This is a genomic window from Candidatus Symbiopectobacterium sp. 'North America', assembly GCF_015762685.1.
Classification (GTDB): Bacteria; Pseudomonadota; Gammaproteobacteria; order Enterobacterales; family Enterobacteriaceae; genus Symbiopectobacterium.
Genome location: NZ_PEHF01000011.1, coordinates 1 through 16,238 on the forward strand (window position 1 = coordinate 1; position 16,238 = coordinate 16,238).

Consider the following 16,238-nt stretch of genomic DNA (forward strand, 5'->3'; position numbering starts at 1 on the left):
AATACGTTAGCTACGAATAAGTCGCCCTGTTTCTGATTCAGCATGTTAACGATAACATTAAGTTTAAAATAGACCTCTTTCGTCGTATAGCCTATGCCTATCTTCTCGGCAACAACGACATGCACTTGCGTAATTTCGGCCTGATCCATCCGACGACAGGTGTACCTGAACTGGCCCCTGTCTATGATTTTGTCTCCGTGGCTCCGTATCAGGCCTATTTTTCCAGCTGCTATTTGGCATTGCCCTTATTGGCCAGTGAAGAAGGTGATAACGAACTCGCTCCAGGTTTTAAAACAGAGCATGGCGAGTATCTGGGGATGGATTTTTTAGCGTTTGCTCAACGTATAGGGCTGAGTAACTCGCTCACAAAAAAACTTCTGAAGGATTTATCCTAAGAGGCCGAACTTGTTGAGTCAACCTATCGAGACTCGTTTATGCCCGCCGATGCCATTGAGGCCACACTTCAGTGCTATCGCCATCGTCTGGCACGACTCCAGGTGATGAAAGCCGAGTTTATTTAGGGTTTAGCTATCGTGCACAAAAAACCGCGGCGGCGGCGCGACGCTTGCTGGCACGCATTTCCTGCGCCAGCGTGATAGCGGCGGTGATCAGCATGAAAATGACCGCAGACCAGAAAATGGCATGGGGATGACCATTATCCAATAACCAGCCGAACAGCACTGGACCTGCAGCCCCGCCGATATTGAACCCAGTGGACACGATACCGAACACCCGTCCTTCCGCGCCTTTCGGTGATGCAGCCCGCACCAGCATATCCCGCGAGGGTGCAATCATGCCGGAGAGGAATCCCTCTGCCGCCAGCAGTGGCACCAGCACCATCGCTGGCAACGGATAGATAGCGACAATCGCTACCAGTACGGCGGTGACGGCTAATGCGCCAGTGGCAACCAGACCGTGGCGCTCGGTTTTATCGGCCAGAGCACCGCCCGCCAGCACGCCAAAAGCGCTGGCAAACAAAAATGCGGTCAGCACCGCATTGGCATCGGATAAGGGCAGATCGTAGCCAGTAACCAATGCGGTAACCGAGAAGTTCTGGATCGAGTTAGTGCTCAGGTTCAGCATCAAAAAGAGACCCAGCAGCGCCAGGATAGGCAGCGAAAACAGTGCTTTGGCGCTGGTTTGTACCGGGGCGGCGCCGCTTTTAGGGGCTGCTGATTTAAGCCGCGCTGGCTCGTCTTTATGCATCAGCAGCATCACGACAACCAGTAATCCCACCACGCCAGACACAATGAAGGCGGCATTGATGCCGAGCCATGCTGCTACCGCGAGTAAAACCCCCGGCGTAATGGCGTTGCCTAAAAAGCCGGAGAAGGTGTGGATCGAGAACGCGCGCCCCATGCGTTTGTCATCAATGCCGCGCGAGAGCAAGGCGTAATCTGACGGGTGATACACTGCGTTAGCCACACCGGCAAACCCCATCGCGATCAGCAGCCAGAGGTAGTGCGGCGTCAGCCCAAACGACATAAAGCTCAGGCTACCGAGTGTCAGTCCGGCAACCAGCGTGCGTCGCGCACCGATACGGTCAACGGCAAAACCGATGGGCGTTTGCACGCAGGCGGAGACGATGTTGAAGACGCTGATCGCAAGCCCAAGTTCAACGAAGCTGATGCCGCGTTGGGCAGACAGCAACGGGATCAGCACCGGCAGCACCATAATGTGAAAATGGCTGACCAAATGCGCACAGAAGATCTGGGCGAGCAGAGGAAGTTTCATCGTTTTCATGTTTGCGTTACGACATCAATGCGGGCGTTGAGTGGCGCTGCTGAGTGGAAAGCGGCGAGATCACGTCCAGAGGGCGAAATTATGACAAGCGTAACATATTGTTTGCGTTTGTCGCACTTTCTCTCGTGTAGTTTTTGACCTCAGGCAGACCGAGGGATCTCGGCCTGCCTGTGTCAGATCAGGATAAACGAAACACTTTGACCGTGAGCGCCAGTTGGCGCGCCTGTTCATCCAGCGAGGCGGCGGCAGCGGTGGCTTCCTGCACCAGCGCAGCGTTTTGTTGCGTGACGCCATCCATTTCATATACGGCTTGCGTTACCTGGCTGATACCGCGTGATTGTTCATCGGATGCAGCAACAATGTCATCTATGATGGTTTTAACCGACGCGATGGCATCCAGCATCTTTTCCATGATGTGACCGGCATTTTGTACCAGTTCGACGCCGTTTTTAACGCGCGAAGAGGATTCTCCGATCAGTGTCGTGATGTCTTTCACCGCCGCGGCGCTGCGCTGTGCCAGATTGCGCACTTCACTGACGACCACGGCAAAGCCGCGCCCCTGCTCGCCTGCGCGGGCGGCTTCCACCGCTGCGTTCAGTGCCAAAATGTTGGTCTGAAAGGCAATGCCATTAATAATACTGGTAATGTCGGCGATTTTACGTGAACTGTCGTCAATATCACCCATAATTCTGACGACTTGCTCGACGATGGTATTCCCCTGCTGAGCGATGTCAGTCGCGTTTTGCGTCAGCTCGGTGGCGCTATGCGCATTGTCGGCATTCAGTTTTACCGTTGTGGTGATCTGCTCCATGCTGGCGGCCGTTTGTTGTAATGCGGCCGCCTGTTGTTCGGTGCGTGAGGCCAGATCGATATTGCCTGCGGCGATTTCTGTGGCGGCGAGGCTTACCGATTCGCTGGTGGTCAGCAATTGCTGAGCGATATCGCGCAACTGATTTTGCATAGTATGAATCGCATAGAACAGGCTGCTGGTATCTTTGGGCTACACCTGGATGGCGTTGGTGAGCTGCCCATTGGCAACGGACAACGCGATGCGTGCCACTTCTGCCGGTTCGCCACCGATGGGGCGCAACACCTTGCGCGTAAAGATGACGCCCAGTACGGCAGAGACCACGATAATGCTGATGACCATCAGCAGTAACGCGATATTGCGCTGATGCTCCGTTTCAGCAAGCACGACATCAATGGGAGCAGACAGGCCCTATATCCACGGCGTACCGGTGTTACCAATGGTCACCGGAATGGTGAGGTCGTAAGATGCAGTTTTCAGTACCGGTTTTTCAGCGCTGGTGCGTATCGATACTCCTTGAGACACCGCTTTTAGCAAACTGTCAGCGTGAGCAGCGGGTTTGGTCACCTGCGCCTGGTCGGGGTTGGCGATATAGGCGCCGGACTGCGATAACAGTTCAGCGTAGTCCGTGCCTTTATAGGGTTTGATGGCATTGATGAGTTGTTGAAGCGTATCCAGTGAAAAATCTGCCGTTACCGAGCCAAGAAAGGTGCCGTCAACCACGATGGGCACCGCAATGGAGGTGAGCAACACCTCTACGCCGTTATAGTAGGGGTAGCGGTAAGGCTCAAGAATCACTTCCTGTTTCATCTTGCGCGGCAGCAGATAGTAGTCGCCGCTGCCGGGAGTTTCATAATCCGTCAGATTGTGAAGCACCACGTTACCCGCCGTGTCACGGTCGACGTAGCGTACATAGCAGCCGTTCGGATCGTTCTCGGGTTGTCCGGCAAACTGCGCATCGTTGCCATCATAGGCGTTAGGCTCCCACGCCAGCGACATCGACAGGAAATCCGGGTTATTTTGCAGCGCATTTTTCAGCAGGGTGTCCGCCATGCCGCGATCGGCGTGGCCGCTATTACGCAGGCTGAGTACGTTTTGCCCCAGATTGCGCGCCACCGTTAACGCCAGATCCAGTTTGCGCTGCACCAGATAGCTATTGGTGTAAGCGGTTTGGGTCAGATACTGCTGCGCATCGTTTTTCTGTTGCTGTGTGGACTGCCAAATCAATAAACCGATGGTGATGGCAAAGCCAAGGCCGATAGTTACGATGCCTGCCAATAGCATGAGCATCTGCGTCGAGAACGTTTTTTTTTATTTTCAAAAGGGGTGTGCGATGTTTGAGCATGAAGCGCGGTGTGTGAAATCGGTGTAGAGGGCGCTGGTGGTGCATAAGGCTGTAGGGATTTAGACATGGTGGTTATCCTCCCAGGGATAGACATTGTGTCAAAAATCTAACTTAGTGTTCAAAAATCAATAAGTTAGTTTTCATTTTTGCGCTGTATCCCTTCATGAAAAAGTCTGTTTTGTGTGATAAGGATCACAGCATGATCATCGGCAGAACTCCGTAAATCTTTATCCTTCACTGGCTCACGGCGATAACTCGCGTTAGCATGCAAAAAAACCATTACGGTAGGATGAAGCATGACGATAAAGCTGATTGCAATTGATATGGATGGCACATTGCTTAACCCGCAACATCAGATTTCTCCCGTAGTAAGCGCGGCGATTGCGGCGGCGCGGAATCAGGGAGTGCACGTGGTGCTGGCGACCGGGCGGCCCTTTATTGGCGTAAAACGCTATCTGGAGATACTCGGGCTGGATAAAACCGGCGGCTATTGCATTACCAACAATGGCGCGTTGGTTCAGCGTACCGATACCGGAGAATGTGTGGCGCAAACGCCGATGAGCTTTGACGATTATCTCTACTGTGAAGCGCTTTCCCGCACCTTGAATGTGCACCTGCACGCGTTGGACTTCAACACCGTCTATACCGCCAATAAAGACATCAGTCGCTATACCGTTTATGAATCTCATCTGACAGGCATGCCGTTGAAATACCGGGCCGTTGAGCAGATGGACAGCACCCTGACCTTCCCGAAAGTGATGATGATTGATGAGCCAGAGCTTCTGGATAACGCGATTCGCCACATTCCTGACGAAGCACGAGCGCGCTACACCATTATCAAGAGCGCGCCCTACTATTTAGAAATTATGGATAAGCGGGTTAACAAAGGCGAGGGTGTGCGTTTGCTGGCGAAATATCTTGGACTGACCGCGGAAAACGTGATGGCGATTGGCGATCATGAAAACGATCTAGCCATGATTAGCTATGCGGGCACTGGGGTCGCCATGGGGAACGCCATTGATGAGGTCAAAGGGATCAGCCAGTTTGTCACCCGTCCCAATACGGAAGACGGCGTTGCCTACGCGATTGAAAAATTTGTCCTGAAAACATCGCATTGAGTTGTTCTGATTATAAAAAAACGGCGCTTTTCCTCACGGAGAAGCGCCGTTTTTTTGGCTACAGCGGGTAATTATTTGTAGATAATCGCCGTGCCGCGCAGCAGATCGCTACCGGTGGTGTTGTTGAAAGAGCATGTCTTTCGATGAAGGGAATGTTACGCCCATGCTAAAAAATTAAAAAACGGATGTTATTGAGGAAATCATTCAATAAATTTGAATGTTATTTATATTGTTTTTTTAATTTTATTGTTTTAAATCATTGTGTTGTATTTGTTGGTTTTTTATATTGATTTTATTTGTTATGGTTTTTTTGGTTTTGTTTTATATTGTTTTGTGATTTTTTGTACTGTTTCTATTGTTTTTGTCAGGTTTTTTATTTGTTTGGTTTTCTGATTTATATCTGTTTATCTTGTTTTGTTGTATTGATGTACAAGAGGGTTCAGACCTGTACATGACAGGTCTGAATATGGTTTTTTGATGGATAATTAACTATTTTATCAGAATATTTTGTTAAACTCTTTTACATAAACAAGTGTGTCTTTTATCTGCTGCGGGGTAAAGGTGAGGGGATGCTTACTTTGGAGCCCGTTGGTGTTTGCTGCATTCCGTTTTGCTAAAACAGCGTTGAGTTCACTCATAAGAGATACGGGCTGATGTGTTGTCGTTGGCCGTTTTTGTACTGGTGTTGGCGGCAGCGGCGCAGGTCGTAACAGGGGAGGTGATATTTTGCTACCCGATTTTGGTATTGCTGGAGTAACTACCCATTTATTGTAGGCCTCTGTCTGTGATAATTGAAATTCGCGTAGCGATTGTGTCAGAAGTTGGGAGAGATCATGGTGAGGCTCAGATAACGGTGGGTGATAACGATTTATTTTCAACGTCTTGTTTGTAAACCTATCTTGTGCGGTTACTCTCGATGAATGATTTTCTACCAGCATGCTGGGTAGATTTTTTCTTGAAATATTCACTGTATTTAATTCTTTGTTTTGTTTTCTCCAGTATTATTTGCAATTAATAATTTCTTTAAAAGTAATAGCGTATTTTTTGGGCTTACCTCTAATTGTGAGTAAACAGCAGAAAACCCTCTGACTAAATAATTTGTATTTATATTCATAATACAGGCTTTTAGGTAAAGAGAGTAGTCTACTAAAAGCGTGAGGAGGAGCATTCAAAAAAACACATACCCCCTAAGCTCTGTTTATAAAATGTCATTATTTTATATTTCAAATCACTCGAGCGCTTATTTTGTATTCTATCGCACAGAGGCGAGAGCCTACCTTATAAAAAACAGGCCGGATTTTGTTATCTAATTGTTAGCAGATGCCAAAATTAACCTGATTACTTTCAATCGGTTATTTTTTGTACCTCGATCAATCTCACAAATCAGGGAGAAACCCGTTGAGTCTGCGTTTACCTTGAAATAGATTACTAACTCGAGTTAGCAATGAGGTTAACGCAATGAATAACGCAGATTTCAGAGAAAAAATCGTTATCAAAAAAGGAGTTAACCCCTCTTCAGTGAGCTCCGCGTGCTTTATCGGCGTGGATGTCGGATCTGCCAGCGTCAGGGCCGGTGTCTTCGACAGTCACGGCCAGCGGTTAGCGTTTGCCGTCCACCCCATCAGCCAGTTCCATCCTCGCGCCAATGTGGTTGAACAATCTTCTGCTGAGATCTGACAGAACGTCTGCGCGGTTATCAAAGAAGCGGTAGCGCTGTCCGGTGTTGCGCCGCAACGCGTGCGTTCGATTGGCTTTGATGCCACCTGCTCGCTGGTGGTGGTGGGCGCAGGGAGAGAGTATTTCCGTTGCCGAAGACGTGGAAGCCGCGCGCGACATCATCATGTGGATGGATCACCGCGCCGCACAAGAAACCGCTGACATCAATGCGACCGGCGATGACGCACTGCGCTATGTTGGCGGTGAAGTCAGTATCGAGATGGAACTGCCAAAAGTGCTGTGGCTGAAGCGCCATTTCCCCGAGCGTTATCGCCAGGCCTGGCGGCTGTTCGATCTGGCTGACTATCTGGTATGGCGCGCCACCGGGGCCGATGTTGCCAGCGTATGTACCCTGACCTGCAAATGGAACTACCTGGCGCACGAGCAGCGTTTCAGCCAGCCGTTGTTACAGGCGGTAGGTCTTGATGATTTGCCGGAGAAAATCCCCGCCACCATTTTGGATCTGGGCTTTAAAGCCGGGCAGTTGCAGCCTGATGTGGCTCTGGCGTGTGGCTTGAGCACCGATGTTGCTATCGCAAGCGGCATGATTGACGCCCATGCGGGCGGGTTGGCGCTGGTGGGCAGCCAGCCCGAGGGCAGTCTGGCGCTGATCAGCGGCACGTCCAACTGCCACATGTTGATGAATCGTGAACCGGTGATGGTGCCCGGCGTCTGGGGACCCTACTGGGGTGCGATGTTGCCCAACGGCTGGCTGAGCGAAGGCGGGCAAAGCGCCGCCGGTGCGTTGGTGGAGTGGACGCTGCGTCAACATGCGGGCTGGATCGACGCGCAGCAGCAAGCGGAACAGCAGGGCATCAGCATTTATACCCTTTTTAATCAATGGGTTGATGATCTTGAGCAGAGTGAGCCCTTCCCGACCCGACACTTGCATGTGCTGGCTGACCATCATAGTAATCGTTCACCGCGCGCCAACCCACACGCGCGCGGCGCGGTCTACGGGTTGACGCTGGAACAAGGGCCGGATGCGCTGGCGCGGCTCTATCTCGCCACCTTGCAAGGCATTGCCTACGGTACGCGCCATATCATCGACAGCATGAATCAGGCCGGGCATCAGATTACCCGTGTGGTGATGTGCGGCGGGGCCACCAAGAATCCGCTCTGGCTGCGGGAATACGCCAATATCACCGGTTGCGATATTCATCTGGCGAGCGAAGAAGATGTGGTCACGCTCGGTGCGGCGTTGCTGGGGGCGGTGGCGGCGGAATGTTACCCGACACTACCGGAAGCGGCGGCGGCGCTGGTGCGCGCTGGCGCGACCATTGTCACAGACCCGCAGTACGGTGCGTTCCATGCGGCTAAATATGGCGTCTATCTCCAGATGTATGACGATGTGAAGCGCGCACAACGACTGATGCAGGATTAAGCGGGCGCTGCCGCGCGGCGGCAGCCTCGAGAGCGTTTATTTGAATCAGGAGCAGAACATGTTGAAATTACATCTCCCCCCTTCCCCGGCCACCCTTAGCGCACAGGAAAATGAGGTGCTGTTGGTGACCAACGCCGACCTGCGCGAGCCCGCTAATGTGACCTGCTGGCCGACACAGCGTGACTATGAAGCGCGTTTGGGGGTGACGTTGGAAAAACTGGGTTATCAGATGAAGCGTGCGCACGCGGTGAATAATGAGCGCGGTCACGGCTTTATCAGCAGCCAGAAAGAGGGGAGCGATCTGTTCGCCGCGATTGATCCGGACGCACCGGTGATTGTGCTACTGACGGCATGGCAGTATTCCCACCACATCGCGCCATCGCTGGTGCACCACCGTGGCCCGATTTTGCTGCTGGCAAACTTTGATGGCACCTGGCCAGGGCTGGTGGGGATGCTGTGCATGGCGGGATGCCTTACCAGTCTGGAGCGCCCGTTCTCACGCCTGTGGTCAGAAACCTTTGATGACGCGTTCTTCCATCAAGGTCTGGAAACCTGGCTGCGCGATGGTGCGGTCAGCCACAAAACCGGCTATCTGCCTCCGGTTGCGCCGACCCATCCGGTGGTTGCCAGAGAAGCGGGACAAATCGGTCGCCAGGTGGGTGAGCATATTTTACGTCACAAGGCGATTGTCGGGCTGTTTGATATCTTCTGCATGGGGATGATCAATGGGGTATTCCCGCTTAAAGCGATGGTGGATATCGGCATTCCGGTGGAATCGCTATCGCAGTCGGCGCTGTTGGTGGAGATGGCAAAAGTCCCGCCCGCGCTGCGTGAAGAATGTCTGGCATGGTATGAAGCGCGTGGCATGCAGTTCCAGTTTGGCGAAGACGGTCGCCGTGAACTGACGCGTGAGCAGGTGCTTGAGCAATGCGCCATGATGATCGCGATGGCACGTTTTGTGAAACGCTTTGGGCTTTCAGCCGTCGGCGTGCAGTATCAACAGGGTCTGAAAGACAGCTGCGCGGCCTCTGATTTCGCGGAAGGCGCAATCGGCAATCAGGAGCGTTTCCCTATCCCTGGTGAGAACGGTGACACCATTTGGCCCGATCGCGCTATTCCTTGTATGAACGAAGTGGATATGGGCAGTGCCATTCCGCTGGTGATGTTGGGGCAACTGCTCGAAGGTTTGGGACTACCGGCAGAAACCACGTTGCATGATATTCGCTGGGGAAGCGACTATCAGGGCACCTTCTACTGGGATTTGGAAATCTCCGGTGCTGTGCCGTTTGCTCAGCTCAAGGGCGGTATTGCAGGGGCTACCGGGTATCGTCAACCTGCCATGTTCTTCCCTTACGGCGGTTCGACCATTGCCGGACAGGGTAAAGCAGGGCGTTTTATCTGGGCGCCCGCGCACTATGAGGGCACCCAGGTGGTGATGCATATTGGCACCGGCACCGTTGTTGAACTGCCCGAAGGGGCGTTCGAACGCCGTCGCCGCGCGACCAACTATGAGTGGCCGCTGCTTAATGCCGTGTTGGATGGCGTGAGCCGCAATGACCTGATGGCTGGGCACCAGAGTAACCACCTGACCATCGCCTATGTTGACGAGGTGTTGCTGCCGGAAGTGCTGCAAGCCTTTGTTGCCCAGGCGCTGACGCAGAATATCAAGGTTTACACCGCCGGGCATGGCTGGTAGTTTCTGTCAAAATAACAGGTTGTCAGGCGAGAGTATGCTCGGCATTTGGCCCGTAATGCTGACGCCGTTTGATGAGAAGCGGGAAATTGATTACGACTCACTGGCTCGCCTGATCGAATGGTATCTCGCGGCGGGGGTTCACGGTCTGTTCGCCGCTTGCCAATCCAGTGAGATGTTTTTCCTGAGCGATCGTGAAACACAGCAGCTGGAGCGCTTTATTGTGCAACAAGTGGATGGGCGTGTGCCGGTGGTGGCCTCTGGCCATACGGCCAACAGCGTGGCACAGCAGGTTGATCAACTTAACGGCGTAGCCCAGAGCGGCGTGGATGGCCTGATTCTCATCAGTAACCGTCTGGCGTTGCAGGGGGAATCCGACGAGCAGGCATTGCAGGCGCTGCAAACCCTGACCTCGCAGTTACCCACGTCAGTGGATCTGGGGATTTATGAATGCCCGTATCCTTATAAACGCTTGCTGTCAGATGAAACGGTTGCCTGGTGTGTGCAGAGTCAGCGTTACACCTTTATCAAGGATACCTGCTGTGATTTACCCACCATCCGTCGCCGTCTGGCGCTGGCAGATGGCTGCCGCCTGCACCTGGCGAACGCCAATAGCCAGACACTGTTGGCCTCGTTCCAGGCAGGCTGTCAGGCTTACAGCGGCGTGATGGCGAATTTCCATCCGCAACTTTATGTCTGGCTGTATGAAAACTGGCGCAGGCACTGGCGGATTATCTGGCGACGGCGGCGTTGGCGGAACACCTTGATTACCCGGCCTGTGCCAAATATTTCCAGCAGCAGGTGGGGAATTTTGCGCCCCATGCTTGCCGAGTGCGTAACAGTGCGGGGTATGCCTCCACCTTCTTCCCAGCCGCCATTGATAGTATGATGCGCCAGGGAGAATCGCTGGGCCAGCGCGTGACGAAGCCATAAAAGGAGATGCTGATGCTGACCACACTGACGAGAGAAGCGCTGTTGCCTGCGGATCAACGCGATTTCTCCAATTGCCATGCTTCTACCCTGGCCCTGTTGCTGCAGGAGACAGTGGTAGTGGCCTACTTTGCGGGCACCAAAGAGGGCGCTGGCGACACCGCCATCTGGCTGTCACGCCGTGAGCAGGGCACGTGGTTACCGCCGCAGCGGGCGATTGCTGAACCGGGGCTGGCCCACTGGAATCCGGTGCTGCACTGGCAAGCCGGGCAGCTCTGGCTGTTTTATAAGGTGGGCCCGGATGTGCACCATTGGTTGACTCGGGTTGCTGTGTCTGACGATGGCGGCGTGAGCTGGTCCACGCAGGTGGCGTTAGTGGAAAACGATGCGTTACCGCGCGGTCCGGTGAAGAATAAGCTGCTGGTGATGTCGAACGGTGAGTGGCTGGCGCCGGGCTCGGTGGAAGATGAGCGTTATTGGGATGCTTTTGTCGATATCAGCGCCGATCGCGGCTTATCGTGGCATAAAGCAGCAATTCCTTTACAACATCAGGCTCCGGCCGCGAGCGAAGAACAGCAGCTTTGGCAGGGATTGCAGCAGAACGCGCTGTGGGAGAATGACCTGAACCGCGTGTTTCAGTAGAACGGCGTAATTCAACCGACAGCGTGGGAGTCGTCACCGGGCCACGTGCATGTGCTGATGCGCAGTACCCGAGGACAGGTTTACCGCAGTGATTCACAAGACTACGGCAGGCATTGGTGTTCCGCCTACGCCACCACGTTACCAAACAATAACAGCGGGATAGATGTGGTACGCACACCGGACGGAAGCCTAGTGCTGGTGTTTAACCCGATAACCGGAAACTGGAACCAGCGTTATCCGCTGTCAGTGGCGGTTTCCCACAATAACGCTGAGCAGTGGGAAATGGCGGGCGCGCTGGAAACGGATAACGGCGAATTTTCTTATCCGGCGATCGTTTGCCAAGAAAATGCGCTTCACATCACATATACCTGGAATCGAACCAACATCATTTATCAGAAAATCAACATTATGCAGTAAGTTATCCCTTTTTATCCGACCCTACCAATAAGAACGGAGAATACAATGAAGAAGACCTTGCTCCTGCTTTTGGCGTCAGTGATGCCGTTCTGCGCGAACCAGGCGTTCGCGGAACCCTCGACGATCAGCTATGCCAAGAAAAACATCGAAGTGGTTATTCCCAAAAACCCCGGCGGTGGTACTGACACCTCTGCCCGAACCCTGATCGAATTTTCCAAGGATCATTTACCGAAAGGTGTGATTTTTGTACCGGTAAACAAACCGGCAGGCAACGGTATCACCGGGCTGATTGAAGTCGCCAGAGCGAAACTGGACGGTTACAAGCTGGTGATGACCACGGTGGAACTGGCGATGTTCCCGCATCAGAACAAATCACCGGTCACCTACAAAGATTTCACCCCGCTGGTCACTACCATCGCCGACCCGGTGACTATCGTGGTGCGTGCCGATGCGGGCTTTGACACGCTGCAAGCGTTTATCGATTCCGCCAAACAGCAGCCGGGCAAGCTCAAGGTGGGTAACTCCGGCATGGGGGGCGATTTACCACCTCGCCGCGGTGAACATTGAGAAAACTACTGGCACTAAATTCAATCACATTCCTTATAACGAAGGCACCGGGCCGTCGATTGCCGCACTGATTGGTGGGCACATTGATGCCGTGTTAACCACGCCGGGCGCCGTGAAGTCGCAGGTTGACGCAGGCATTCTTAAAGTGCTGGCGGTGATGGATGAGAAACGCTTTGAACTGTTGCCTGACGTACCGACCATCAAAGAAGCGTTAGGGCTGGATGTGAACGTCAAGATGCGCGCCTGGGCAGTGCTGGCGACGACGGCGAAAGTACCGCCGGAAGTGGCCGAACAACTGGTTAAAGCCTTTACCGAAGTGGTCAATACCCCCGCCTATCAGGATGCGGTGAGAAAACAGGGCATCATGCCAGTGACTATTGTCGGACAGGACGCTTACAACATGATGCGTGAAGATGATGAGCTCTACAAACAGCTTATTGCCGATACGCTGAAGAAATAACGCTGTCGATACGCTTGTCGGCCCGGTGCCGACAAGCGGGAGAATTGCTATGCGCAAATATGATGTGTTAGTCGGCCTGTTCTCTTTTGGGTTTGGCCTGCTGATATTGTTCCTGTCCCGTGAAATGTCGATGTTTGATGAATATGGCCTTCCGGGCGAGCGTTATTGGCCCTTTGGGCTGGCGTGCCTGTTTATTCTGCTCGGTGTGCTGCAATGGAGCTTGGTGCTGAAAAACCGTCTGATGGCGGACAGAAGCATCGATTTCTCGTCGGTAAATGTGCGCAAGGCCTACCTGATCGGCGCGCTGGCTGTGGGTTATGGCATCGTGATGGCCTGGGCGGGATTCATTATTTCGGCGGTGATTTTTATTCCCTGCACCATGGTGCTGATGAAAGAAAAGCGTGTCTGGTTTGTTGCGCTCTCCACGCTGCTTATTGTCACTGCGGTCTACCTGTTTTTCACCTATCTGTTCAACTCGCCGCTGCCAACGGCAGAGTTCAGTGATTTGGGCTTCTAGCGTCAGGTCTTTTCAGCCAGATTCTCTACGTAGGCGCTGGCGTGTAGCAAACCTGTAGCGAACATAGCGAATATAAAGAAGGGCAGTATCATAAACGAAGTCCTTGCCGCGTTTTCCGTGGTATTCAGCTTTGACACGATTGCCGTGATTTTTCTCGGGGCGCTTGCGGGCATCCTGATCGGAATTATCCCCGGCCTGACGGTCAATATGGGTATCGCATTGTTATTACCGCTGACCTATTTCTTCCAGGGTGTTAGCGGGATTCTTCTTCTGCTAGGGGTGTATTCCGGTGCCGTTTATGGCGGCTCTATCACCGCGATACTGATCAGTACGCCGGGTACGTCCGCCTCTGCCGCTACCGTGCTGGATGGCTATCCAATGGCCAAGCGCGGCGAGGCCGGGCGCGCGTTAGGGCTGTCCACGATGGGATCGCTGTTCGGCGGCATATTCAGTACCATTGCGTTGATTGTGATAGCGCCGATGCTGGCGACCGTCGCGACCGGATTCTCTGCGCCGGAATACTTTGCGCTGGCAATTTTCGGTATCAGTATCATTACCAGCGTCTCATCACAGTACATAATCAAAGGGTTAATCGGCGGCGGTATCGGGCTGGCGATCGCCACGATAGGGCTGGACCCAATGACCAGCGGCATGCGCTTTACCTTTGACTCCATCTACCTGATGGGTGGTATCTCATTTATCCCAGTACTGGTTGGCTTGTTTGCTTTTTCCCAGGGGTTGCTCAGCACCGAGGAGCACTTCCGTGAAGGTGGCATCATGCAGAAACCGGTAGCGAAAATCACCCGCATTTTACCGAGCTGGGTTGATTTCAAACGCTGCCTGCCGACTTGGGTGCGTTCGTCTGTGATCGGTACCGGCATCGGCACCATTCCCGGCGTGGGCGGCGATATCTCATCCTGGATTGCCTATAACGAAGCGAAACGCTGGTCAAAACACCCGGAAGAGTTTGGTAAGGGTTCTCCGGAAGGCGTATCCGCACCTGAAGCCGGGGCCAACGCGGTCTCGAGCGGCTGTATGGTCCCGTTGATGACGCTGGGTATTCCCGGCGATGGCGCGACAGCCATCATCATGGGCGCGTTTCTGGTGCAAGGGTTGGCGCTGGAACCACAGTTGTTCACTGAGCATCCGGTTGAAGTCAATACCATTTTTATTGGCCTGATGATGGCGAATATCTTCATGGGATTGCTGGGTTTCATGGGCATGAAGCTGTTCGTGAAGGTGATGGACGTGCCGCTCAAGCTGCTGGTGCCAGTGATTTTGCTGCTGTGCGCCGTGGGGGCTTACACCGTTAACCACAGCATGATTGATGTTTTCGTCATGATGGGGGCCGGGCTGGTGGCCTACATCCTGATCAAGCTTGATTTCTCCATGTCGCCTATTGTGATTGGTATCATCCTTGGTCCGTTGACAGAAACCAACCTGCGGCGTTCATTAATGATGTCGCAAGGGGATGTGTCGATATTCTTTACGCGCCCGGTGTGTGCCACGTTCATTGTGATTGCGGTATTAACCCTGTTCCTGCCCATCGTTTCACCGATGTGGAAAAACTGGCGTCAAAAAACGCTGAAAAAAAAGCAGGATGCGCAGAGTAATCAGCCAGGGGTGTAAACCTTCGCGCATTATTGGTCGCGTAGCGGTGCGATGTTATACTACGAGCCGTGTTTCCCGTCGGGGAAACTCCCTTCGTGATGGAGTGTTATTCAGGATCTCACTATGGCAAAAACGGTCGAGCAGATCGCCAATGATTTACATATCTCCATCACCACCGTTCGGCTGGTGCTGAACGGTAAAGCCGAGCAATACCGTATCAGCGCCAAGACGCAGCAGCGGATAACCCACTATGTGACGGAGCATGGTTATACCGTTAACTACACGGCGCGCAGCCTGAAGTTAAATAAAACCGACACGTTGGGGCTGATTATTCCCCGCCTTTCCAACCCGTTTTTTTCCACGCTGGCGGAGAAACTGGAGATCCGCTGCCGGGCCGCAGGCTATCAAATGATGATCAGCTGTACCTACAGTGATGCAAAGTATGAAAACAAACTGGTAGACGCGCTGCTACAACGCAACGTGGACGGCTTGTTTGTTGTGCCCTCTTCGCGCCAAACACAACAGCACCATGTGAAAATGGTTAACCGCCCGCTGGTGGTGTTGGACCGTGATTTCGGCACGGAAGACGTTTCTCTGGTGGTGAGTGATAACTTGCAGGGCGGCGTTCAACTGGCGCAGGCGATGTTGGCACGCAACCTCGACAAGGGGATAACGCTCAGCGATGAGCCGCTTTATTTTATGGCGGGAGACACCCGGCAGCCAGCGATTAAGGAGCGCCTGAAAGGGTATCAGCAAGCGTTGCTGCGTCACGGTATCAAAGCCCCGGCTGAGTTGATCTTGCAGGCCGAGCACAACCGCCGCGAAGACGGTATCGCCATGATGCAAACCTTTCTCACGCGCCATGTCGAAGCGCCTAAAGCCTTTATTGCGTCATCCTTGCCCGTGTTGGAAGGGGTTTTGAGTGCGCTCCGTGAACGTTATGGCTCGATTCCCGCCGACATGAATATTGGCACCTTCGATGAGCACACCATGTTGGGCTTTCTTGCTAATAATCTCTGGTCAATGCGGCAGGATGAAGACGCCTGGGCGGAGCAGGCATTTACGTTGATGCAGCGTGCCTTGCACGGAGAAAATCAATTGGCACGAGCCATTATTCCCATGACGTTAATTCATCGGCGTCAGGCATTGGGTGACCTTTCCTCGTAAAAATCAGCTTGATATCGCGGTAATCACCGCGAAAATGCAAGAAAATCGTCATGTGATATGTGTATACTATTGATACTATTATACTTTTTTCATGGCTGCTGATTGGCAACCCCATCAGTT

10 protein-coding genes and 4 pseudogenes are annotated in these 16,238 nt (G+C 53.1%); 11 read left to right on the top strand and 3 right to left on the bottom strand.

The annotated features are described in order from the left end of the window. Window positions 1-68: 68 nt before the first annotated feature. Window positions 69-395: a HipA domain-containing protein gene (locus tag CS369_RS22880; protein WP_280514702.1), complete on the top strand. Its 327-nt coding sequence runs from the start codon at window positions 69-71 to the stop codon at window positions 393-395. 133 nt (window positions 396-528) lie between these two features. Here CS369_RS22880 and CS369_RS02230 read toward each other — a convergent pair whose 3' ends face one another. Together CS369_RS02230 and CS369_RS02235 are read right to left on the bottom strand one after the other, a co-directional pair. After that, complete coding sequence (locus tag CS369_RS02230) at window positions 529-1,743, bottom strand: MFS transporter (RefSeq protein WP_196905826.1); 1,215 nt, start codon at window positions 1,741-1,743, stop codon at window positions 529-531. A gap of 178 nt (window positions 1,744-1,921) precedes the next feature. After that, window positions 1,922-3,841: pseudogene (locus CS369_RS02235) on the bottom strand (methyl-accepting chemotaxis protein). A gap of 351 nt (window positions 3,842-4,192) precedes the next feature. Here CS369_RS02235 and yidA point away from each other — a divergent pair. Further along, window positions 4,193-5,014, top strand: a complete 822-nt coding sequence (yidA, locus tag CS369_RS02240) for a sugar-phosphatase (RefSeq protein ID WP_196905827.1) — start codon at window positions 4,193-4,195, stop codon at window positions 5,012-5,014. A gap of 497 nt (window positions 5,015-5,511) precedes the next feature. On the opposite strand, the gene CS369_RS02245 is transcribed toward yidA, so the two are convergent. Further along, window positions 5,512-5,982, bottom strand: coding sequence for a hypothetical protein (locus CS369_RS02245; protein ID WP_196905828.1), 471 nt, complete (start codon window positions 5,980-5,982; stop codon window positions 5,512-5,514). A gap of 550 nt (window positions 5,983-6,532) precedes the next feature. Between CS369_RS02245 and CS369_RS02250 the strand changes: the two are divergent. From CS369_RS02250 to CS369_RS02285, 9 genes and pseudogenes are all read left to right on the top strand, one after another. Next, a pseudogene (locus tag CS369_RS02250) lies at window positions 6,533-8,114 on the top strand (FGGY-family carbohydrate kinase). Between the two features lie 58 nt (window positions 8,115-8,172). Continuing rightward, a complete protein-coding gene (locus CS369_RS02255) occupies window positions 8,173-9,810 on the top strand; it encodes a signal transduction protein (RefSeq protein WP_196905829.1) in 1,638 nt (545 codons plus the stop codon). After that, window positions 9,800-10,740 (top strand): annotated as a pseudogene (locus tag CS369_RS02260) (dihydrodipicolinate synthase family protein). Before CS369_RS02255 ends, CS369_RS02260 begins: the two are co-directional and overlap by 11 nt. 9 nt (window positions 10,741-10,749) lie before the next feature. Further along, a pseudogene (locus CS369_RS02265) lies at window positions 10,750-11,796 on the top strand (exo-alpha-sialidase). Between the two features lie 45 nt (window positions 11,797-11,841). Next, on the top strand, window positions 11,842-12,363 hold the full coding sequence (locus CS369_RS24365; RefSeq protein ID WP_280514699.1) for a tripartite tricarboxylate transporter substrate-binding protein: 522 nt from the start codon (window positions 11,842-11,844) through the stop codon (window positions 12,361-12,363). Beyond that, window positions 12,353-12,823 carry a tripartite tricarboxylate transporter substrate-binding protein gene (locus tag CS369_RS24370; RefSeq protein ID WP_280514700.1) on the top strand — a complete coding sequence of 157 codons (471 nt, stop codon included), beginning with the start codon at window positions 12,353-12,355 and terminating at the stop codon, window positions 12,821-12,823. The genes CS369_RS24365 and CS369_RS24370 overlap by 11 nt, the downstream gene beginning before the upstream one ends. 49 nt (window positions 12,824-12,872) lie before the next feature. Further along, window positions 12,873-13,340: a tripartite tricarboxylate transporter TctB family protein gene (locus CS369_RS02275; RefSeq protein WP_196905830.1), complete on the top strand. Its 468-nt coding sequence runs from the start codon at window positions 12,873-12,875 to the stop codon at window positions 13,338-13,340. A gap of 117 nt (window positions 13,341-13,457) precedes the next feature. Beyond that, window positions 13,458-14,969 (top strand): tripartite tricarboxylate transporter permease, encoded by a 1,512-nt coding sequence (locus CS369_RS02280; protein WP_244664722.1) that lies wholly within the window; start codon window positions 13,458-13,460, stop codon window positions 14,967-14,969. Between the two features lie 105 nt (window positions 14,970-15,074). Beyond that, window positions 15,075-16,118 (top strand): LacI family DNA-binding transcriptional regulator, encoded by a 1,044-nt coding sequence (locus CS369_RS02285; protein WP_196905831.1) that lies wholly within the window; start codon window positions 15,075-15,077, stop codon window positions 16,116-16,118. Window positions 16,119-16,238 lie beyond the last annotated feature (120 nt).